Consider the following 23,409-nt stretch of genomic DNA (forward strand, 5'->3'; position numbering starts at 1 on the left):
TATACCAAAGACAATATTCATCCACAAATTTGACGGTTTGTTTGGGTGGACGAGGCTCTACCATGCTCTGTGTCTTCGTTCTGGGCTTTTTACATCCTTATACTACCGCGATAGTGACACAACAGGGTTAGTCACCACTGACAGGAGAACAGGCGACTTAATAATTATTGCTGGCGAAGAAATAGAAGTATCAGTCAGCCCAGAAGGAAAAGTGAACTATGAATCAACCGAAGCCGAATTTTGAGCAGATGACTATCAAGCAACTAAGAGCTTACATCCTGGCTCACAGAGATGACGAAGACGCAATACACGCAATGGCTCTACGTCTGCGGAATGAAGGAAAAACCAGTACAGTGGACGAATATTTAGAACATTTAGAGCATAAAATCTCTGAAGGACTTGGTTAGAAAACTGTGTCATATCACTTTCGACTAAAAACTTGTCATTACGTAGGTATAAGCCTTCCCGTAGGGTACGTAGCGATAGCGAAGTGTAGACGCGGTAGCGGCTTCCCGCAGGGTAGTAATCGCAGAGTCCTTGCGATCGCGTCGTTCCACTCGCAATGACGTATCACAACTAATTTACCGGACATAATATGAGTCATATATTTATTAACTCTTCTACCTCCCCAGCTTTTTCTTGTAAATCCAAATCTCGGTAAATTTGCAAACTGTTGGTTAAAAACTGAGTAGCAATTATTTCTGCACCTGGCTGATTTTTTTGGCTACGTTTGAGGTAAATTTCACCCAACAACTTGTGTGCAGAAGCTTCTAGTTTACGGCGGTTATACTCTTGAAAAATTTGCAGACATTCTTGAGCAATTTGTTCACTAAGATTTAGGTCTTCCAAGGCTTTTACTTCTAGGTAAGCACGAGCCATATCGAGCAATTCTTCAGCTTTATCGACTATTTGCCCTAGTTCATCAAGATAGCTTAAGCCTCTACGATAATATTCTTTAAATAAGGCAATTTTTTCTGAAATTGATGTATCTTCGTTAGGTAAAAGGCGTAGATATTGTGAGTAGAGTAAGCCAAGAATAGTGTAGTCGTATGCAAGGTTTCCTTGATATTTATTTGCAGTATTTATTTCTATAGCTTGGTGAATATTTTCTTCAGCTTGGGTAAGTAATGTGAGTGACTCTACATTAGTCTGACAAGTTTTAGATAATAATATTTGACTGTAACCCATTCTCCTCACAGCCCAAGCAACATCTAAATATAGATTTAGATGTTGGTAAAAACGGATACTATCCTGAAAATACTTATTTGCCTGCTCATATTGGCCCCATTCTCGATAAATTTTGCCACGCTGGTTATAAGCTAAAGCCACTAATGGTTGAATATCTAGTTTTTGAAGTATCTTTAAATATTGGAGATGAAAATCTATGGCTTGCTCATATTTCCCCCATTCTAGATGGCAATCACCCAGCCAAAACCAGAGATTAGCTACATCCTTATCTTTACCTAATTGTTGATAAAGTTCATGGCTTTGTTGATAATAATTTATGGCTAACTCGTATTTACACCATTCTTGATAAATCCATCCTAATTGCTGATAAGCATCAGCCACATTAACTTGGTCATCAAGTTGCTGACGAATAGCTAGATTTTGATTTTGACACTCAATAGCTTGCTCATATTTCCCCCATCGTCTGTAGCCAAAAGCCATCCAGTTCCATTGAGTAGCTACATATTTATCTTTACCTAATCTTTGATAAAGTTCACGACTTTTTTGATAGTAATCTATTGCTTGTTTATATTTACACCATTCTTGATAAATCCTGCCTAATTGCCAGTAAGCATTTGCAACATTCACTTGGTCATCAAGTTGCTGACGAATGGCTAAGTCTTGATTTTCACATTCAACAGCTTGCTCGTATTTACCCCATTCTCGATAGCAATCAGCCAGATTGTAACACTGATTAGCGACATCTTTCTCTTTACTTAATTGCTGATAAAGTTCGCGACTTTTTTGATGGTAATTAATTGCTTGTTCATATTTACACCATTCTTGATAAATCCATCCTAATTGCTGATAAGCATCAGCCACATTAACTTGGTCATCAAGTTGCTGACGAATAGCTAGATTTTGATTTTGACACTCAATAGCTTGCTCATATTTCCCCCATCGTCTGTAGCCAAAAGCCATCCAGTTCCATTGAGTAGCTACATATTTATCTTTACCTAATCTTTGATAAAGTTCACGACTTTTTTGATAGTAATCTATTGCTTGTTTATATTTACACCATTCTTGATAAATCCTGCCTAATTGCCAGTAAGCATTTGCAACATTCACTTGGTCATCAAGTTGCTGACGAATGGCTAAGTCTTGATTTTCACATTCAACAGCTTGCTCGTATTTACCCCATTCTCGATAGCAATCAGCCATCCAGTCCCATTGAGTAGCTACATATTTATCTTTACCTAATCTTTGATAAAGTTCGCGACTTTTTTGATAGTAATCTATTGCTTGTTCATATTTACACCATTCTTGATAAATCCATCCTAATTGCCGATAAACATCGGCCACATTCACATGGTCGTCTAACTGCTGACGAATAGCTAGATTTTGATTTTGACACTCAATAGCTTGCTCATATTTCCCCCATCGCCTGTAGCCAAAAGCCATCCAGTCCCATTGAGTAGCTACATATTTATCTTTACCTAATCTTTGATAAAGTTCGCGACTTTTTTGATAGTAATCTATTGCTTGTTCATATTTACACCATTCTTGATAAATCCATCCTAATTGTCGATAAGCATCAGCCACATTCACATGGTCGTCTAATTGCTGACGAATAGCTAAATTTTGATTTTGACACTCAATAGCTTGCTGATATTTTCCCCATTCCCGATAGCAATCACCCAGACAAAAACATAGGATAGCTACACTATTATCTTTACCTAATTGTTGATAAAATTCACAACTTTGTTGATAGTAATTTATTGCTTGTTTGTACTTACCCCAACCTTGATAAGTTATACCTATATCATACAAAGCTAATGATTCATCTTGTGGTTTATTAATCTCTCTACTAATAGTAAGCATTCGCTGAAAACAATCTAAAGCTTGTTCATATTTGCCATGTAATCTATGACAAATACCTCTGTTTCTCCAAAACATTAGAAACGCTGCTGGCTCGATATATTGAGCCAATTGTTCAAAACATTCTTGATAATAAGAAACTGCTTGTTCAAATGATTCTTTCTCCTGATAGCAAGTAGCTAAAGACCAAGCAATATAAGCACTAAAGCTGCTATCTGAGTTGTCAGTTAACGATTCTAACATTTCAATGGCTTTATCATACTTATCCTTACGCAGATAAGACATTGCTGTGAGAAAATTTAATCCTGTTTGGCAATCTTCATCAAGATGATAATGCTGGCGAGTATTTTCAAGATTAGGTGTCATGTCATCACCCAATTCTTTAACCAACTCTCTAATACTGCAAAAAAGAGAAGGTTCTAATTGGTTAACAATTTCTGTGACACAATCAGCTAATCCTGTAGAGTCACCACAAGCAATATAAAGAATAGCTGCTCTTGCCTTAACCCGAATTTCTTCAGATAAATTTGAATCATTAGAGGCTTGTTTCAATAAATCTATGACTTCACCTTTTTGGCAAAAAAGTTCAATTTTACGCAATAGCCTCAGTATTTGCTTAGTTATATCATCCTCAAAATCAGCATCTATACCAAGATAAGTAATGACTAACTTGTTTATTGGCTTTTTGCGAATAACAATATTATTAATTTCAATTTCAGCAATCACTTGGCCTGCAAACAGCAAATTTCTCAGTTGAAATTCTGCTTGCTTCAACTTATTTGCTGATTTATCCTGCTTTAAGTAAACAATAGTGCCATCATCAGATGCAGAACTCTTGATTTTAATCTCGCCATGCTGCAAAACTGGTTGATAATCTTCAATATTAATAAATAATTTCTCTGCTAATTTCTTAAATTGCGTCGAAAAATGACTCCCGTAATATCCCAAAGCTAGTAACAGCGGCTCATTCCAACGTGGCTCATTTAGATGTTTTTGAATTAATTCCAAAATCTCACTTTGTTCTTTATCTGCAATATAACGAGCCGCAAAATACTCTTCAAATGTCAGGTGCATAAAGCCATAAAAACCAGGCATTCTTTCTACAAATAACCCTGTGGTTTCTCGCACCTTTCGCAAAAATTCGCCTACCGCTTGACGCACAGAATCAGATTCAGGTTCAGCATCATTTAATTCTGCTAACTTAGCTGCTAGTTTCTCTTCTACTTCTGCTTGTGTTACCAAACCAGAAGGCTTTTCTGCGTGCATCCAGTATGCCAGAGGTGCTAAAAGTTCCACTACCTCAGTTTCTTTTAACACCACCCTTGGCGCATCGGGTAATTTTTTACCAAGTTGCCAATCTTCGGTTAAAGTTTGTACTGCCAATTCGTACAGTTTCACGCGGCGGTTGGGTAGCCGTTCTCCATTGCGGTGAATCAATGCCAAAATAGTTAACAGCAAGGGATTTGCCGTCAATCGCTGTACACCAGGAGCATTTTTAACTGCCTGTAAAATTTCTTGTGCTTGCTCTGTACCTTTTTTTAGCCATTGCTCTTCACTAGCATCTGGCTGCTGTGCTTTTTCAACTGTTCGACACCAGCGATACAAAAACCGTTCTACCTGTTCGCTGTCCATATCTTCAATAGTAAACTCGGCAAATCGACTGCTGAGTTTTACATCACTGTAGCCAGCAATCCGGCTTGTAATGACGAATTTGTTGCTAGGGAACTCATCAACAAATTCGTTAATCCGTTCTACAATGTGTTTGCGACTTTCTTGGTCAAATACCTCATCTAAACCATCCAGCAGTATTAAGCACTGTCCTTGACGCATTACATCTAAAAGTAAGGCTGCTACCTCATTTCCTATTTCTACCTCTGCTTGAAAATGCGCTTCCCATTGGCGGTAAAACTGACACAAATATTCTAGTAAATTTAACTCTGGTTGTTGTTTTAATTTTTCTGCATAATCAGCAATGCGGAAGAAAATAGGTAACAAAGTTTTACCTAACTCTTTCTTATCATTGTCCTCAACAGCATCATCTTCAACAATGACTGTTTCCAATTCATCTCTTTTCGCAATAGCAAAATGTAGTGCTAAATAACGCAGCAGAGTTGTTTTTCCCGCACCAGGACTGCCTAAAATTACGCTATAGCAATTCTGCCGCACCGCTTCAGATAAATCTACCTTTTGGGTAACGGTTTTAGTGCTAGAAACTAATGTTGATATTGGTACTTCCGGCAGTGGTTCATAATAGTATGGTTCATCCCAATTATCAAGGTTAGAACCCATTTCTTTTAATCTACTACTACTCTGAGCTTGCCGTATAGTTAACGCCTCTAGTTCCCGTTGACTGCGCTCAGAAGTATCTGTAACTTGTTGTCGCCATTGTGCTTGCAGGGAAACATAAATTTGGTCAAGAAAAATATCGACTTGACGATTCACCTGCATTACACCACTCATTTTTAAATAGGAATTTTCGGCAATCAGCCAATCTAAATAGGGATAAAGCAAAGGATTACGTGTTTCAAATTCTACTATCTTTCCTCGCCAATCCCAAAAATCTGGCGCACGCTGACGAAATTCATCTAAAAAGTCGATGTTATTTAGCCACAAAATCAAACATAAATTTCTCCCAAATAGTTCTTCTCTGCCTAAATTTAACTGCCTCATTTCTTTTACTAAACGCGGTGTTGGTAATTGGTCAATTCCAAATGCCATTACCAATTTGCGCCCAGTTTCTAGACTTTGATGTTGATGATCATCTAAGCTATACAGAAAATTATGGAAGGAGTTTTGACTATAAAAAAAGTTAGTAAATTCAAACTGTTCTTCGCTGACAGCTAATGATTCTTTTAGCTGTTTGATAACAGGATGCTGGGGGCTACTTTCTGGTGCGATCGCAAATATAATTGTTGTCCCACTGGAAAGTTCCAATACGCTGACTAATTTCTGTAATTCTGCTTTGTCTGCTTCGCTGAGAGAGTAGTTAGAATCTTGATCAAGCATACACAACACCAGCATTTAATAGTAATTATCAATTAGAAAATTCTGCTGTTAAAGATTATTATTAGCAGCCTGCCAGCGTTCTAAATCCTCAATTAAAATAGGATTAATATCAAACCAAGATTCTTGCATTGAGTTGTAATAACCTAAAACTAATTTATTTTGTAAAAGTTCGTCACAGATAATAAATTCACCCTTACTAGGCAAACTATGGGTTTTAGTTGTGAGTTTCCCAGTGCGATGAATTAAATCTAATTCAGGATAGTGATAATCGCTTAAATTGTATTCTCGCCTTACTTCGCGTACTGCCTCTTGTGCAGTGGCTAAATCTACAAAACTCAACTTATTCCGTAACCCAATTTCACAGGCAGTACGTGCTAATCTGACTAAATCTCGCATCACTCCGCCACTTTTTTCACAGATTAATTCCAGTGCATCAGGGTTAACTAAACCTTTGTGACTATCGCCTAAACTTCCCAAACGTTTGTTAATGACATTAATTAAAATTTCTCGACCTTTTTGATCAGGATTGCTGGTTGGACACAAATTATTATCAGATTCAAAAACAGATGGATTATTCAAATCCAAACATTTTTGAAATGCTTCCATTGGCTGGCGAAAATTCGGCGAATAGCGCAAAGAGATAGGAATAGCATAGATAATATGACAGTTTAATTCTATCAATAGAGGACTAGAAAACATCTCCAATGCTGTTACTTGATCATGCCTATCCAATCCATCAACAACAATCAGTAACTTTTGTTCTTGTTCTTTTTCCGCAGCTTCAATAATATTATTAACTCTGGTGATAATTTGACTCAAAACAGGACGGACATTAAGTGTTTTTGTCACTTCCCTTGTTAAACCACGTTTGAGAATTATACCTGCCTTTTCTATAAATTCTGGCACTCCCAAACCTTCATTTTGGCTTCCTTTATCTTCGTAAACTACACTTTTTAAGCTATCTAAAAGAGCATCTAATAATTTATCTTTTTTAAATAACCAATTAGATTGAATAGCCTGAGCGATTTGTAAGCCAATCAAAACGACGACTTCTGCATAGCCTATGTTGTATCTGTCTAGGGATGTTTGCGTATCAATCCAAACAACTGTGTAGATGTCAGCTAATTTTTGTTCTAATCTTCGCAGTTCAGTAGTTTTACCTCCTCCTCGATGACCTGCTAGTAAAAATTTTGCTGGATCGTCTTCCATTTCTAGCAAGCTAACAAGCTTATCTACTGGGCTATTTTCTCTCTGCACGTAAAAAAGCTTTAAATCTTCAGGTGTAGTTAAAGGTTCTTCTGGTTTAAATAATTGGTAAGCATCTCGCCAAAACCTGGTATTGCTCATACTGTTTCCAAATAGGAAAGATTTGTTTTGATTAAACTCATTATTGCCAGTATATGCAGTAGATGGGCAGTCACCAGTAATACTTAGGAATATTTTAGAAGTTTAATACCTGACGCTGAAAATGAAATTTCGGATAGTGATTGTTTGACGCAAAATCAGGCATTTTAGCCTTCACTCCAGATAGTTGATGCTTAAAAAGCGATTTTCATCGAGCTTGCCATTTGTTATACAAACTTAGTAAATTGGCAATGCGGTCAACTTTTTCCGGTAGTTTTGCATAATAGCCAAAATAACCATCTCCATTGAACAGCATTAATATTCAGATATCTTTTCACAAAAAAAACTAAGATATCGTTAAATAGAGCGCCAATTTCAGTAATTTTTACATTTTTAATGTAATTTTTTGTACAGTATTCAACACTTATGCCATGAAACCTAATTTATTTCTCACAATCATCTTAACCTTCCTCCTCTTCCCTCCCCTCCCCGCCAAACCAATCGAAGCACAACAATACCGTGCAAATTTACTATTAAATCTCGGCAACCGACAACTAACCAACGGACAATTTAAAGCCGCCTTAGCATCCTTACAAGAGTCATTAAAAATATATCAACAAATAGGCGATCGCACTGGTGAAGCCAATACACTATTTCGCTTGGGTGACATTCACTTTACTCTAGGTAAATACCAAACTGCCATTTCTTTTTACAAACAAAGTCTCCAGCTAACCCAAAATTTTGACAATCAACGAATTACAGTCCAAATTTTAGAACAACTCAGCAATACATATATCACTATTGGCGATGAAAAGTTAGCAAAAAAAATTCAAGAACAAGCAGCCGCACTTAAAAAAGAAATTGGTAATCCAGATAGAGCAGCGGCTTTTTTAGGTAATGTTGGTTTAGAACATGATGCCGCAGCAGAGTATAAACAAGCAATAGCTTTTCATACAAAACAGTTAACAACAGCTAGAGAAAATAATAACTATCAATTACAAATTGATTCCTTACAAAATATCGCCGCAACTTATCGCAAAATAGGGCAATATTCTCAAGCGATCACAATTTCTCAACAACAGTTAAAATTAGCTAATCAATTAAGCAATAATTCCCTAGTAAATCTGACATTTAAACAAATAGCAGAAACTTATGAAGCTCAAGGTGATTTTAAGGCGGCGATCGCTTTCTACCAACAACAGCTAGAACTTACCGAAAAATCTCAAAAAACTGAGTTGATTAGACAACTAGGACGAGCTTATACTTTTGCAGGACAATACGATCAAGCTATAACATTATATCAAGAACAATTAGCCTCAGCTAAAACTAATAAAGATAATTATGCTCAGGGGATAGCTTTAAATAATCTAGCTTTTGTTTATCTAAAATCTAGTAAATTAACAGATGCTCAAACTACTCTAGAAGAAAGTGTTAAAAATTGGACATCTCTGCGCTTAAATGTAGGAAATACAGTTGATTATGCTGCTGAACAAGCCAATACATATCGCTTTCTACAACAAGTTTTGATTACTCAAAATCAGCCGGAAGCTGCACTAGAAATAGCAGAACAAGGTAGCATTATGGCATTCTTACAATTATTAGGAATGCGTTTAGCTACTGAACCAAAAGATAATAATTTAAAAACTGCCACTAAATCAATTACATTACCCACAATTACCGAAATCCAAACAATTGCCAAACAGCAAAAATCTACGCTTGTAAAATATGCAATTATTCCTGATGATGGGTTATATGTTTGGGTAATTCAGCCTACAGGTAAAGTTACATTCCGCAAAATTAACCCGAATAATGAAAATACAATTGCTCCAATTAATTCTATCGCAGAAGTAATTGGTAATATCCCTAATTATCTCGGTTTAAACAGTCAAGAGAATCAACCAAAACAACTTGTAAATCCCTTATTACAATTACATCAACTATTAATCAAACCTATTGCTGATTTATTACCAGAAAAATCCCAAATCATTTTTATTCCTCAAGATGAGTTATGGTTTGTTCCCTTCCCGGCTTTGGTTGATATTTCTGGCAAATATTTAATTGAAAAACATACAATATCAACTGTACCAGCAATTGAAATACTAAAGTTAGCCAAAGAACAACGGAGTAAAACAGGTGGAAGTAAAGTTGTTGTTGTGGGCAATCCTACCATGCCGAAAATTGCTCGCGCAATTAATGAAGCACCCCAACCTTTACCACAACTTATAAATACTGAACAAGAAGCTTTAGCTATTGCTGATTTCTTTAAAACTAAAGCTTTAATTGGTAGCCAAGCAACAAAAGCAGCTATCTTACCTTTATTACCCAAGGCCAAAATAATTCATCTAGCAACTTATGGTGTCTTAGATGATGTGATTAGACAAGGTATCCCAGGAGGAATCGCCTTAGCTGGAGAGAATAACGGACTCCTCACCGCCAGTGAAATTCTCAATTTGTATACTCAACCAAAAGGTAAACGTTTACGTGCTAGGTTGGCTTTTCTCAGTGCTGGAGAAACCTGGCATGGTAGTATGGGCAACGGTGTACTTGGTTTATCTTTAGCACTGATGACATCTGGTGTTCCTAGTGTTATTGTCTCCCAGTGGGCAGCACCTGATACACCAACAACTGTACTAACTACTGAATTTTATCGCCAGTTAAAGCAGAACCCTAATAAAGCTCAAGCCCTACAAAAGGCTATGTTAGCAACAATGCAGCAATACCCTAATCCAAAATATTGGGCAGGGTTTAATTTAATTGGAGAAGTACGTTAAAAAATAATAAAAAAAATATATATCACCGTAAAAACAGAAACAATAAATCTTACATAGGATTGATTTTTTATAGTCGCAATTTAAAATGCCAAATTTACAGTCTCCAATTCATTTTGTTTCACTGATAAAATACATATATTGGCTATCTACTAGCTTGATTTTTAGTTTTGGACTTTTAACTTTTCCATCACTAGCACAAGCACCAAATCCAGAAGGAAACCCCAATCAAGACCGTTTTACCCAGCCAGGAACAACTCCAGAACCCTTACCACCAGAATCACAACCTCCCATACAGCCAACCCCAACTCTAACTCCAGAAACCCCGACTACAGAGGGTTCTCAAACTATTCGGGTGGATAAAATCAACATCACAGGGAGTACAGTTTTTCGTCCAGAGCGATTTCAATCTATTGTTCAGCCAGTAGAAGGGCGTGATGTCACGGTAGAAGAACTACGCAAAACTGCTGATGCCATCACTCAAATTTACCTTGATCAAGGTTACATTACCTCTAGAGCAATTGTAGTAGACCAAACCGTTAGCAATGGGGTGGTAGAAATTCGGGTAATTGAAGGTACGATTGAAAAAATCGAAATTCAAGGTACGAAAAGGTTAAATCCTGAATATGTGCGTAGTCGTGTGGCTTTAGGTGCAGGTAAGCCACTTTTAACCTCTGCATTAGAAGATCAATTAAGATTACTCCGGGTTGACCCTTTATTTTCCAACGTTGAAGCTAGTTTACGTGCTGGGAGTGGTGTTGGTCAAAGTATTTTGGTGGTGCGCGTTACTGAAGCACAACCTTTCAATGCAGCCCTAACTGTTGATAATTATTCTCCCCCTAGCATCGGTTCGGAAAGATTGGGTGTGAATGCCAGTTATCGTAACCTCTCAGGTCTGGGCGATGAATTTACCGCATCCTATTATTTAACAACTCAGGGAGGCGCAAATATTTTTGATTTTAATTATCGCCTCCCAGTCAACCCAATGAATGGGACGTTACAACTGCGAACCTCGTTTAACAATACTGATGTTGTGCAAGAACCTTTTGCGAGTTTCGATATTAGTGGAGAATCGCAACTGTACGAAATTAGTTTTAGACAACCACTAATCAGAACCCCTCGTGAAGAATTTGCCTTATCTCTGGGTTTTACAGCGCAGAATGGTCAAACCTTCACCTTTGCAGGGCCGACACCCTTTGGTTTTGGGCCAGATGATGAGGGTAACAGTCGCACCCGTGTAATTAAATTTGGCCAGGATTATGTAGTTCGGGATCTGAACGGTGCTTGGGCATTGCGATCGCTATTTAGTTTTGGTATTGGTGTATTTGATGCCACCTCCAACCCAGAGCCTATCCCCGATGGCGAGTTTTTTAGTTGGTTAGCACAAGTCCAGCGAGTCCAACGCCTGGGTACAGATAATTTGTTAGTCGCCCAAGCTGAGTTACAACTTACACCTAATGCTTTGTTACCGTCCCAACAATTTATCGTCGGCGGTGGTCAATCTGTTCGGGGTTATCGGCAAAACGTCCGCGCTGGTGACAACGGTGTCCGATTTACCATCGAAGACCGCTTGACAGTACAACGAGACGCATCAGGTAACTCAACACTGCAAATTGCCCCATTTTTTGATATGGCTTATGTCTGGAATGTCGATGATAATCCCAACACCTTACAACGACAAAGATTCATCGCAGGTATCGGACTCGGCATATTATTTCAACCCATACCACAGCTTGATATCAAACTTGATTATGGATATCCCCTGATAGACTTAGATGACCGGGGTAGAAACGCCCAAGATGATGGTTTTTACTTCAGCGTCGGGTATCGGTTGTAAACGATTCTCTCCTTGGCTTTTCTGGTTCCAGAATAAAAATACAGTGCATAATTGATAGGAAGCGGCAACCTCCTATGTTGGAGAAGTGTCTCATCTTGAGTGGTAGATGCCATAGTCTAGAACGTCAAGCAGATACTAGTGTGATTAGATGATCAGCATGAAATTCCAACTGTTTTTAGGCTCTTTATTTTCTCAATTTAAATTCCGGCATTGGTGGATGGGTATCCTCTTGTGGGTTGCTTTGGTTGCACCCGCTCAAGCATCGGTGATTTTACGTGTGGCTATTGAGAGGGGAGTTAATCAAGTAAAAGTCGGTAGTTCTACGGCTGCTCAAGTTAAGGATAGTACTGGACGCACTCTAGGACAATTGCCAGCAATGAGTGCATATTATGCCCAAGCAGTTCCTGGAGGAATTGCTTTAGATAAGTGGCAGTCTGGTTTATTTTGGATTGAGCCAACGGGTAAAGGATTTGTTTACATTGGCGATCGCTGGTATCGAGGTAGAACTTTGGTTGTACCCACGGAAAAAGGCTTAACTGCGGTTAACTGGGTTGATGCCGAAGAATACCTCTACAGCGTGATTGGTGGTGAAATGAATACTAGCTGGCCGCAAGAAGCCCTCAAAGCTCAAGCGATCGCAGCTCGTACCTACGCCCTCTACGAACGGGAAAAACAACGCAATAATCCCATTTACGATTTAGGCGCTAGTCCTGATCGCTGGCAGATTTATAAAGGCGTAACCAGTGAATCTCCTACCACTTACGCCGCAGTTGATTCAACCGCGGGGCAAGTACTAACTCATAACAACAAAATTATTCTCTCTGTTTTCCATGCTTGTTCTGGAGGACATACCGAAAATGTGGAAGATGTTTGGGGAAATCCGCTGCCTTATCTACGGGCTGTTCAGGACTACGATCAAGATATCAAGGAATGCAATTGGGTAAAAAGTTTTTCCCCTGCGGAAATTAGCGCCAAAATTTCTGGTGTGGGCAATGTTAAGGAGATGATTGCAGAAAAGTATTCGCCTTTTCGCAGTGTAAAAGCCTTAAAAATTGTTGGGGACAAAGGCACAAAAGTCTTACAAGGTGAGGAGGTACGTACCGCACTTAAACTTAGGAGTACCCGCTTTAATGTTACCAAAGGTGCAGACGGTAGTTTTGAACTCAAAGGTCTGGGCTATGGTCATGGGTTAGGGATGAGTCAGTGGGGAGCTTACAACCTAGCTCGACGCGGCATCAACCACCTGCAAATTTTGGGACACTATTATAAAGGCGTAGCATTGACACCGATTAAAGCGAAGTAAGAAGAAAGTATGAAGGATAAATTTCATCCTTCATACTTCAGGTTCTCCACTTTGCAGTCGCTTTTGCCATTCAGCCTCAATTTGGGCAGAGTTCTCGATTTCCTGGTCTAATAAGTCAGTTTCGGTGGAATATACTAAATCTTTGTTTTCAATGATATTTTCTGAGCCAAATTGTCGGGCATAGTCAATTTTTTGTTGTAAATTTGCATCTGGATTAGTTAATAGCCTAGCGCGAGACAGGCGATCGCGGTTACGCGCCAGAATTTTTTTATTCTGCCACTGAATCCAGAAATAACGCACTAATGGTACACCTAAAAACCCTGCACCGTAAGCTAAAAGCAGCCAATAAATTCCTTGGACAAAAGCAACTAATCCCCCCAACTGTGCAGCAACTGTACCATCTCTTAACAAGTTCCCCAGTATTAAAGCCCCAACAAAGTTAAGTATTCCCAAACCAGCACTCAACATAATTTGTCCAGAACCAGCCCGACTAAAACGCCAAGACAATTCCTCTAAGTAAGCTGGTAATGACTGGCGACCTTTATTGCTGGCTCTAACCTGTAATTCTGGGAAGTAATAGACGATTTGCCCTTCAGAACTAACTTTTGGTTCCCCGTTAAATCGTATCAGTACAGGCAGCATGTAATCTTCATACTCTTGGGCATACCCTGGGCCAATATCATCTAAGTAGGGAGCAATTTGTTCTGCTACCACTGCACCACGCTGATTACGAATTACAGTCGCAATTTCTTGCCAACGGCGTTCTTCTAACTTGGCATTAGGATTACCATCACCAAATAAAAATGAAAATACAGCCTCAAAGAAATTCAAATCGCTCTGTTGATGGCTGTTTTGTTGTCTTTGTTGGTAGTGACGATCATAATTGGGGTTAAAAAACCAAAATAAATCTGGGAAAAAGAAGAAACCGCCTCTACTGCTACCTCTATTGTCACTGTCGCGATCGGAACTAGCAGCGGTAATAATAATTATGATGGTAATAGTAATCAGGGCGATCGAAACAATTAAAAAAATGCCGAAGGAAATGCGAATTAGGTAGAAAAGAACCCCCCAAACCTTTTGCCACCATTCTTGCAACCGTAACTGCAAATATTTATTACGTAAAATCGCTCGAAAGTTCTGCGGAAACAGGTAAACAATATCACCTGATTCTGCTACTTGTAAATGTCCACCAGCATCAGATGCCAAAGCTAATAAACCTTGTCCAGCTTCTGCAACATTTAATCCTGCCTGGGTTGCCACATCACCAATGGTAACTCGATAACCCAGTTGTTCCACAGCCTTCATGATAGTGGGATTGGGAGCCATTGCTCTCCCCTCCTGTTGAAATTAACTCTATCTTTATCCAGTATAAAGTTTTATTTTAGGTAGCTTGAGCAGGTGCTGATTAATTCTTAGTTGTGTAACAAAATCAGCCAAAAGAATGATTACTTTTTCATTCTCATAGATATTAATCCTCACTCTCTACATGCTAAAATTATTGTCCTTGGCTTGGTTAACCAGCAAATTTTCTGCCCTAAAATATGGTTCAGTACACTCTCGCCCAAAGCCCAGAAATTATCCTCACTGTTCCTGGCAAAGATTCTGTCAAAGCTCGTGATAAAGCAATGGATCAGTTGATGGAACTGATGGATGCTGGTAAGCTCCCCACAGAATTAGAAGAAGGATTTGGCCCTCAACAATTAATTGAAGTTAAGGAATCAACTATTGATACTGTTAGCGGTGAGGATGCCATTACTCAAGCTGTTCAGGTGTTAAGTAACTTGGCTACATTGAAGCTAAAAGTGCAAGAATCACGCACAGAAGCATTAGAAATTCGCCAAGCTGTTGATGTTCTGTTTTCAGATAATTCAGTAAGCGAAGAGGAAATTACTCGTCTCAAGGAAGGTTTTAAGGTTCTTAAAAATTTTGCTCAGGCAAATCTGCGTTACCAAGAAGCGCGTAGTAAAGCAGAACAGGCTCGGCAAGTTTTAGATCAAGCTTTAAAATCGCCTGAAAAGTAAAAATCCAGGAGTCAGAATTTTAAGTTCTGATTCCTGGATTTTTCTTGAGCAAATGTCATCTAGCGCCTTCTGATTCCTCTGAAAACAGAGCTAACTTGCTCGTCGTTATTTTCTGTTTCTACTTCAACAATTTCAGCACTAATACTCTTTTTGTAGTATTGCTGATAGTAGTTATGAGATACAGGTGTCGCATCTTTGGATTTGTTGGCAATCATACCTAGCAGGGGTGTGCCGGATATCTGCATTTCTTCCAATACTTGCTGTAGGGCAGTACGTTTTAAATGACCCAAACCAGCCACCAACACAATACCATTGGTATTAGATGCCAAGAGATAAGCATCGGCAAATCCTAGTAGTGGTGGGGTGTCATAAATAACTAAATCGAAACTGCTTTGGAGTTCGTTCATTAAATCCTGCATTTTCTTAGAAGCTAGTAACCTCACAGCGTCTGGAGGAGTTGGCCCCGCAGTCATCACAAACAGGTTTTCTTCTAAGGGCGATCGCTCAATTACATTTTCCCAATCCATATCTTGGGCAATCACATCCGTCAAGCCTTGAACATTCAAGATGCCAAGACGCTGGTGTAAAATAGGACAGCGTAGATTAGAATCTACTAACAACACTCTTTGTCCCATTGCCGCAGCTGCCTGTGCTAACTGTACAGCTACAGTAGACTTACCGTCTCCTTGACCTGCGGAACTAATTACCAAAGAGCGAATTGGATCGTCCGAACCCAACAGCATAATATTGGTGTAAAGAGAGCGGAATATTTCAAAGAAAGAAGCGCGATTAGTTTGTTCTAAGCCTCTGGATAAATTTGATTGGGGTGCTGCTTCTAATTCTTTTCTTAAAGGAACAATTCCCAGTAATGGCAACTTAGTATTGTTCTTCAATTCTTGAACAGTGTAGAAAATGTTGCTCAGTTTATCTACAATTAAAGCTGCACCTATACCCAACAGTAATCCTAAAACACCACCAATTGCTAAATTCAGTTTGGCACTGTTAGAAACAGCACTAGGTTGATTGACTGTAGTTAATTTTGGATCGAGTAATCGCCACGGTTGTTGTTTTTGGGCTTTCTCTATTTCTAATGCTTGCTGTTTAGCTGTAAATTGAGTCAGACTACTATTGGCAATTCCTAGTTGTTGTTGGATGTTACCATAATCACGACTAAGCGTTGCTATATATCTGACATCATTATTGAGATTTTTGATTTTGTCATATAAAAACTGATCACGCGCTGAAACAGTCCGAATCTGGCTTTGCAATTCTTTCTGCAAACGCATTTCTTCTCCAGCTAGCAAAGGAAGCAAATAAGCTTTCCTTTCTTTCAGCGTCACCATTGCAGGATTTTCTTCGTTATATACTGCTGATCTTTGGGCAATTTCGATATCCACTGCCTGGATTTGATCCAGTATCCTTTGATAACGCCCATTTTCACTTAGTAAAGAATTACCTGCTCGTTCGCCAAGACTCTGGGCTAATTCTTTTTGCAAATCCTGATATCTCGACACCAATTGTTCTAGTTGTAACCGATTCTCTATCTGCTGTTGTCGCAATCCAGCCAATTGAGAGGCTAATTCTTGAGCTCTTTGTGCTGGATCAATTAAGTTATTTTCTACTTGTAAATTTCGGAGTTGATTTTGCCAATATTTTACCCGTGCTTCTATTGGTTTTGTTTGTTTATTAACAAACTCAATTGCTTGGTCAACATCTAACTGACGTTCTTGTAAACTGTACGCTAAATAAGCATCAGCTAATAACTTAGAAACGTCACTAACTACTTTTTCCTCTGGGTCAGTGTATTGAACAGTTAAAATATTTGGCAATTGCGATGTGATAATTAAGCCATTAGCCAGCGCATGGTAACTAATGTATGGGTATTTTGTTTTCAGTTGCTCAACAATCGGATCGAGAACGCGGGGACTGCGTAAAACTTGAATTGTTGTATCTACAGGGCTTGCTCCCTTGCCAGATGAACCCGTCGTAGAAATGGCATCTTCGTCAGAAATTGTCTGAGGTACACTAGATATCACTTTTGTTTCACCAGTGACCCGATTGGTTAAAATTTCAAACGAACCTAGATATACTGGAGGATCTGTTTCTGCCTTTAACACCGCTACTGTAGCTACTAAAGCAGTGATCCCAGAAATTAACAATATTCGACGACGCAGAATGGTAAAAATCTGACCTATCTGCAATTCATCATCATCATTATTGTTGAACTGAGCAGATTTAGCTTGTGACAGGTAAGGGTGTTTGTCTGACTTCAGCATAGTGTTTGTATATTAAATTACTAGGGTTGATGCAGAAAAAGCTGCTATCTGAATCTTGGCTGAGATGCTTAGAAGTTACCTTGTCTGTTGCTATGCCCTGGCAAATTTAAGAATTTGCTAATTAACCAATACCTAGACAATTTTAAGTAGGTATTGTTAAAAATTTAGCTTATACACTCATTATTTTGGTTACAGTTTGACAAATACAGATTAGTAAAGGGTAACGCAATACAAATACAGTAACATTGCGTAGGATAATTTTGTTAGTTCCCCTCAATATTCAGTTTTAGCTATACGAAATTTTTACTCAAACATCACGAAAATTTTAACTTCCAACTCTGTAGAAGTTACCTTTCCGGTTGACAAAAGTGAATTTATTTAAATGCTCTATAAGACTCGAAACCTTACACATAGTACTTGTGTGTACACTGTAGGCTATATGAGGAGAGAAATAGTACTAAAAAATAAAGGAAAGGCAACCGTTACTGCCTTTCCTTATACTGGGGCGCTAGGATTCGAACCTAGGAATGGCGGGACCAAAACCCGCTGCCTTACCACTTGGCTACGCCCCATCGATTCACCTCTGTTAATATAACAGCCCTTGGTGGGGGAATGTCAAGTACTTTGATAGTAAATTCAGGAAAGATAAATGCTTTTGACAACTGTTGTTAATTACTTAGCGCGGTCTTCTGAGGGAAAACTGTACCAGCTATACCAGTGACGCACTGCGAGCCAAACTGCTGAAAGTAAACTTGCTCCACTCAAAGTCAGACCACTAAACGGGACTAATAATCCAAACACAGGTAGCACTGCCCCAGCAATAGAGCAGATAATGACAGCAACAGAAGCACTGCGGTTTGATCCTAACCCCCAACTTAAACTGAGAAAGACCAGGGAAATCATTGTCCAGGCTAACTCAGCATTCATAAAACGAGCCAGGTAGGTCAAAGTCAACAGACAAGCAAAGAAAATACCAGATGCGATCGCCACATTTTTCAAACTCATTGGCACTGATAAATACAGCAGCAATAACCACCATAGAAATAATGCTGGTGCTAATAATAACAATCTAGGCATAATGCCCGTATTACGAATAGGTGCGGTGTTGGTAAAAACCCCAAAGGGATTTTTCACAGAAACATTGTCATTAAATATCCAAGTATACTGAGTACTACGGCGATCAATTTTAATTTCATTAGGTACAATACCACTGGCAAAATCAACAGGAGCAAAGTTAGCTGTTGTTGTCAGGCGGAAATTAGAAAGCATTTGTCCCGCAGCGTTATAAACCCAGCGTGGCCCTCCTTGAGCTTGATAAGTGACGCGAAAGTTGGCTTCTTCTCCTGGTTGTAAACTGAAGGGAAAACCATAGTCTCCAGGATTCACAGGTTCTAGTCGAGTTCCAGAACGTTCTACTTTGTAGTTAGCCAGTAGTGAGTAGCCATCAGGTGGTGGTGCTTCAAAGAAGAAATTTTTAATATCTTTGAGTCGGTTGATGACTTTATAATCAGCACCATAATCTATTCGATAAATAGCACTACGACCTTGAATATCTGTATTTTGCTCAAGCTTGACTTGAATTTGTGACCCTGCTAGTAAGAGGAAACGGTTAACTTCGCGTGTATCATTTACCTTGATTATTTTGCCGTTTACTTGAGTACTATAGGTGAATGGCTCTTGAGTTATGTAGCGAACTTGGGGCGCTATTTGCTCTAGTTTGTCACCAGCAACAGTTTGCGCGACTTGTACAACCTTTGCCTGTTCCCAGTGATGATAACGATTGCCTAAAGTTGAAGAAAGAAAAAATCCAACTACCAACAGAACTAATACCAGGGTTAGATGCTGTAATCCCCGTAAAATTTGGGAGTAACGAAAAACCCATTCACCAATGAAAATTACGTTTTCCTGCTGATGGCGACGCAAGGCAAAACTCACAAGTGCGATCGCCATACCCAAGGCTAGAACCAAAAATACTAAGACCAGTGAAGCTTGCAGTAATTGGCTCCCAAACTGGATCAGTTCTGTTGGATGTGTCAGATCGGGTAATCCAGGAATACCCTGATTAGAAGAAGACATTGATAGTTTTTTTACAGAATTTGGGAAATCAGACTGATGAAATCTCGCAAAAGTTTCTTCAACAATTAAGTACAGCTATCACCACCGTACTTACTAGACTTATGCCTGAATTTTTTCGATACTTTACTAATGCTTACTGACTAATGTCATTCTTGGCTGTTTGGCAAACAATCTCCATCGAATTAGCTTCAGGGGTTCCAGGTTGAGGGGTAATTTCTTGCTTGGTTTGCTTCTCACTCATTAACTGACCATCTGCGTTATATACAGAAGATGTTTCCGAGAATAACCGACCTTCACCGCAAGCAGCACGAAAAGTAGTTTTTGCTATGCCATTACCCTGTTTTTGCAAGATAGTATATTCACTTCCTTGTACAGATCCCGCATCTAAAATAATGGGGTTGCCATCATCATCAGATCCTACTTGCACATGGAATGCTAGACGGTTATTATTCGTCTGAGCGATCGCTGTACTACTTACTAAAAATGTAATTGCTACCACAACGCTACCAAAGCTCTTTAAAAACATATGGTTTAAATTTGCAGAACTATATATTCTTTTTTATTCATATTTCCTTGATTTTTGGTGCGGTACAATCACTAGAAAATTTCAGAATCTAAATCTAGCTTCATAAAAAACCTCGATAGTTTTGTCAACTAAATATGGTTTTTTGTTACATCTAAAAATATGCAAAATTAAGTTTTTTTACACAATATTTGTCATAACAAAAAAACCGTAGAGGAACTGCTACGGTTTTTTATGTGGATGACTGAACTCTAACTCTATGTGAAAAGCTGGTATTTTACAATTTCAGCCTTTACCTAATCTCTTTGGGATACAGTTTAACTGCTTTAAATCTATTCGTCATCACAGACTCCACAGACTTAGCTTGGTGAAATATTTATCTATCCCCACCGTAAATTTATATTGATTGTGTGAATTTAAAGCCGCTAAATTGGTAGTAGTTTAAGCATTAATACTGAAAATAATCAATTTAAATATACTTTACTAACTGGGGAATTACTTCAAATGTTCAAATAAGCACTGATTTATTTGAGCTAAAATTCAGTGAAATGCTATCAGGTAACCATGAAAAAACCCCGTAAAGTCATCGGGGTAATATCAGCGGCAATTTTGCAGTAATTGCACTGTACGAGATCCTCAGGGCAGAGCAATGCGATCGCACTCACTAGACCTTTACTTCCAAAGACTTGAGCAACTCGGTATTCACTCCAGATTCACGAGTCAGGGCAATTTTGCCAGTCCGAGCTATTTCTCTCAGTCCAAATTTTTGTAGCACCTGTACGATCGCCACCATTTTTCCAGGGTCTCCCACCACTTCCAAGGTGAGGGAATCTTCTGCTACATCTACGACTCGCGCCCGAAAAATCTGAGCTAGTTCGATGACTTCTGAGCGGTTGCTGCTAGTAGCATTCACCTTCAAAAGCATTAACTCTCGCTCCACACAGGGAGTTTCGGTAATATCCTGAACTTTGAGAACGTTAACCAACTTGTATAGTTGCTTGGTGATTTGCTCGATAATGCGATCGTCACCAGCGACAATCATCGTGATTCGGGAAACTCCTCCCTGTTCAGCATGGCCAACAGCAAGGCTTTCGATGTTATAGCCACGGCGGGCAAACAAACTAGAAATACGGGACAGGACACCCGCTTCATCTTCTACTAGAACAGAAAGGGTATGTTTCATCATTGCCAACACAAGCTCAGGTAGCATGTTAATAACGCAAACATTAGATTTAGATAACGGCTACCTTACACGTACTGTTAAACTAAATTTTTGGATAAGTCTGATTTCCTATTTTAAACTCATACCTACACTCTTTACACAGAAGTTCTAGACAAATCATACCGAAAGCAGAAACCATCACGAGAGCAACTCTTTTCCGAGGCAGATGAAGATGATGAGGAAAAAATCTTATCTTGAAGATGTTATGGAATTTTTATAGGAGATCAGCATTTATGAGTTGGTTAAAGAGATTATTTGGTTTAGAAAAACCGCAAAACGCACAAATAAATCCGACTCCCCAACCAGTCCCCCAAGCTGCCACTTCCACCCCTACAGCGACTCAATCCATTCCACCAGAACGGTTAGGATTGAACGGCGAATATGACCAAAGTGGTTTAGCCAAGCGGGTAGCATTAGCCTTTGATCAAGATCAGCAGCTTGATGATGTAGATACTCTCTGGGTGGCTCAGACAGGTGGTACTGTAATTCTCAAAGGTAAAGTTCCTAGCCAAGAAATCCTCAACAAGATGGTTTCTGTAGCACGCTCTGTTAATGGTGCTACAGCAGTTGATTCTACTCAAGTCCAGGTTAGCTAGATATTCTGTCCTGATTTTATAGCTGGCGATCGCTAAGACATCGAGGAATCCAATCTAAAATGGCTTGGTTAACTTGGTCTGGACACTCATCATGGGGACAATGCCCAACATTTTCTAAGTTGAGTATTTCTAATTTTTCGTTGTATTGAGCAAATCGATTAGCCAATACCGGGGGAACAAATCGGTCTTTCTGCCCCCAAATTAACAGCATAGGAATTGTTAATTTTGGCAATACTGCTTTCACACTAGGACTAAAATTAACACCGATCGCTGCTTTAAATAAGGCACTAAAAGCACGGGCTGAACCTCTGTCTTGGGGAGGACTGGCCAAGATGTCTATCAGTTCATCAGTAATAGCTGCGGGATTTGCATAAGCCAAACTTGCCCAGCGCCGTAAGACGCTGGGTTGACGCACAAAATTAAATACGGGTTTCAATACTAATGGGGAAGCAACAATATTTTTGATGGTTTTTACAATTGGTCGCAAGATAGGAGGTATAGCTTCTTGCTCTAATGATGGATCGGGCAAACTCATCATCACAATCCCTTGCACCATATCAGGATGAGCCGCCGCCGCCGCCAAGGAAATCAAGGAACCGTTAGAATTTCCTATCAAGACAGCAGGTTGTCGGATAAATGCTTGCCAAAATTCGTATACCTGCTCCACCCATAGTTCTATGCTGTAATTTGCCGGGGCTTTTTCGGAAGCTCCAAAACCCAGCATATCTAAGGCGTAAACTGTATGATATTCACCCAAAACCTCTAAATTATGCCGCCAGTGGCCAATAGAAGCACCAAAACCATGTAGCAAAATCAAGGGCGTTTTCTTACGGTAATTTTGGCTAGGTCTGATGTAGGTATAACGAGTCTGCCAACCCCGCCACACCCAATCCCTTTGATTACCAACTCGTTGCTGCCAGTGTATCGCAGTAGTCAAACTTGCCTCCAATTATCAGCATTTGCGTAGCATGACATCTACATCTAATATAGAAGCTGGCAACTGAAGGATGAAATCTGTACTTTTCAAAACAGCTAATCATAGTAAAAACCCACAACCAAACATGAAAATCTCTCTTCTCTAGCCCCTATTTTCAAAACAGTTCATTTTTTTGCTATTCTGGGAACATACATCCCCAACCATTTGTCAAGAACATACAAAAGAATTGTTACGATAGATAACGCTTCCTTTGGTTGTGTAATTTAAATTAATTATTGCAGAGAAATTCTCTTCGTTATGAGTAGAATGACAAATACAGCCATTAGTGACTAGTCTAAAGATTAGTTACTCTAGAATCAGAGACTCATTTTTAAGTCCTCAGTTATTTAAGTATTGTGCTTCTGAGGCATACCAATCAAAATCAAACTATATTTTAAAAAGAGAGCTGCCACAAA

The 23,409-nt window shown here is 39.0% G+C and carries 16 protein-coding genes and 1 tRNA gene; 7 read left to right on the forward strand and 10 right to left on the reverse strand.

From position 1 onward, the window contains the following. Both IQ259_RS27185 and IQ259_RS14265 read left to right on the forward strand, forming a co-directional pair. Window positions 1-244: hypothetical protein (locus IQ259_RS27185; RefSeq protein WP_228014540.1), on the forward strand; the 244-nt coding region annotated here is incomplete at its 5' end. Beyond that, window positions 219-407 (forward strand): hypothetical protein, encoded by a 189-nt coding sequence (locus IQ259_RS14265; RefSeq protein ID WP_193885782.1) that lies wholly within the window; start codon window positions 219-221, stop codon window positions 405-407. The genes IQ259_RS27185 and IQ259_RS14265, both read left to right, overlap by 26 nt. A 24-nt stretch (window positions 408-431) precedes the next feature. Here the strand turns inward: IQ259_RS14265 and IQ259_RS27580 are convergent, their stop codons facing one another. From IQ259_RS27580 to IQ259_RS14275, 3 genes are read right to left on the reverse strand one after another with little or no spacing between them, the layout of a single operon-like run. Continuing rightward, a complete protein-coding gene (locus IQ259_RS27580) occupies window positions 432-563 on the reverse strand; it encodes a hypothetical protein (protein ID WP_255525388.1) in 132 nt (43 codons plus the stop codon). Window positions 564-600: 37 nt separating this feature from the next. After that, on the reverse strand, window positions 601-6,051 hold the full coding sequence (locus tag IQ259_RS14270) for a tetratricopeptide repeat protein (RefSeq protein WP_193885784.1): 5,451 nt from the start codon (window positions 6,049-6,051) through the stop codon (window positions 601-603). Between the two features lie 48 nt (window positions 6,052-6,099). Next, on the reverse strand, window positions 6,100-7,398 hold the full coding sequence (locus tag IQ259_RS14275) for a P-loop NTPase fold protein (RefSeq protein ID WP_193885786.1): 1,299 nt from the start codon (window positions 7,396-7,398) through the stop codon (window positions 6,100-6,102). A 428-nt stretch (window positions 7,399-7,826) separates the two neighbouring features. Here IQ259_RS14275 and IQ259_RS14280 point away from each other — a divergent pair, with 428 nt between their 5' ends. From IQ259_RS14280 to IQ259_RS14290, 3 genes are all read left to right on the forward strand, one after another. After that, window positions 7,827-10,166, forward strand: a complete 2,340-nt coding sequence (locus tag IQ259_RS14280; protein WP_193885788.1) for a CHAT domain-containing protein — start codon at window positions 7,827-7,829, stop codon at window positions 10,164-10,166. Between the two features lie 85 nt (window positions 10,167-10,251). After that, a complete protein-coding gene (locus IQ259_RS14285; RefSeq protein WP_193885790.1) occupies window positions 10,252-12,000 on the forward strand; it encodes a ShlB/FhaC/HecB family hemolysin secretion/activation protein in 1,749 nt (582 codons plus the stop codon). 157 nt (window positions 12,001-12,157) lie between these two features. Next, window positions 12,158-13,303, forward strand: coding sequence for a SpoIID/LytB domain-containing protein (locus IQ259_RS14290; RefSeq protein ID WP_193885792.1), 1,146 nt, complete (start codon window positions 12,158-12,160; stop codon window positions 13,301-13,303). 30 nt (window positions 13,304-13,333) lie between these two features. Here IQ259_RS14290 and IQ259_RS14295 read toward each other — a convergent pair whose 3' ends face one another. Then, window positions 13,334-14,629: a hypothetical protein gene (locus IQ259_RS14295; protein WP_193885794.1), complete on the reverse strand. Its 1,296-nt coding sequence runs from the start codon at window positions 14,627-14,629 to the stop codon at window positions 13,334-13,336. Window positions 14,630-14,844: 215 nt separating this feature from the next. On the opposite strand from IQ259_RS14295, the gene IQ259_RS14300 reads away from it, so the two are divergent. After that, window positions 14,845-15,324 (forward strand): hypothetical protein, encoded by a 480-nt coding sequence (locus IQ259_RS14300; RefSeq protein WP_193885796.1) that lies wholly within the window; start codon window positions 14,845-14,847, stop codon window positions 15,322-15,324. Window positions 15,325-15,383: 59 nt separating this feature from the next. On the opposite strand, the gene IQ259_RS14305 is transcribed toward IQ259_RS14300, so the two are convergent. From IQ259_RS14305 to ilvN, 5 genes are all read right to left on the reverse strand, one after another. Next, on the reverse strand, window positions 15,384-17,600 hold the full coding sequence (locus tag IQ259_RS14305) for a tyrosine-protein kinase domain-containing protein (RefSeq protein ID WP_193885798.1): 2,217 nt from the start codon (window positions 17,598-17,600) through the stop codon (window positions 15,384-15,386). Window positions 17,601-18,100: 500 nt separating this feature from the next. Further along, window positions 18,101-18,172: transfer RNA gene (locus IQ259_RS14310), tRNA-Gln, on the reverse strand. A 100-nt stretch (window positions 18,173-18,272) separates the two neighbouring features. Continuing rightward, complete coding sequence (locus IQ259_RS14315) at window positions 18,273-19,676, reverse strand: hypothetical protein (protein ID WP_193885800.1); 1,404 nt, start codon at window positions 19,674-19,676, stop codon at window positions 18,273-18,275. Between the two features lie 133 nt (window positions 19,677-19,809). Continuing rightward, the gene (locus IQ259_RS14320) at window positions 19,810-20,202 is read right to left on the reverse strand and encodes a hypothetical protein (protein WP_193885802.1); all 393 of its coding nucleotides are present in this window, start codon (window positions 20,200-20,202) and stop codon (window positions 19,810-19,812) included. Between the two features lie 661 nt (window positions 20,203-20,863). Continuing rightward, window positions 20,864-21,382: an acetolactate synthase small subunit gene (gene ilvN / locus IQ259_RS14325; protein WP_193885868.1), complete on the reverse strand. Its 519-nt coding sequence runs from the start codon at window positions 21,380-21,382 to the stop codon at window positions 20,864-20,866. A 272-nt stretch (window positions 21,383-21,654) separates the two neighbouring features. Between ilvN and IQ259_RS14330 the strand changes: the two genes are divergently transcribed. Then, window positions 21,655-22,017, forward strand: a complete 363-nt coding sequence (locus IQ259_RS14330) for a BON domain-containing protein (RefSeq protein ID WP_193885804.1) — start codon at window positions 21,655-21,657, stop codon at window positions 22,015-22,017. Between the two features lie 16 nt (window positions 22,018-22,033). Here the strand turns inward: IQ259_RS14330 and IQ259_RS14335 are convergent, their stop codons facing one another. Then, entirely contained in the window at window positions 22,034-22,954 is a 921-nt protein-coding gene (locus IQ259_RS14335; protein ID WP_193885806.1) for an alpha/beta fold hydrolase, read from the reverse strand. Window positions 22,955-23,409: the final 455 nt, after the last annotated feature.

The organism is Fortiea sp. LEGE XX443 (assembly GCF_015206815.1).
Lineage (GTDB): Bacteria > Cyanobacteriota > Cyanobacteriia > Cyanobacteriales > Nostocaceae > Nostoc_B.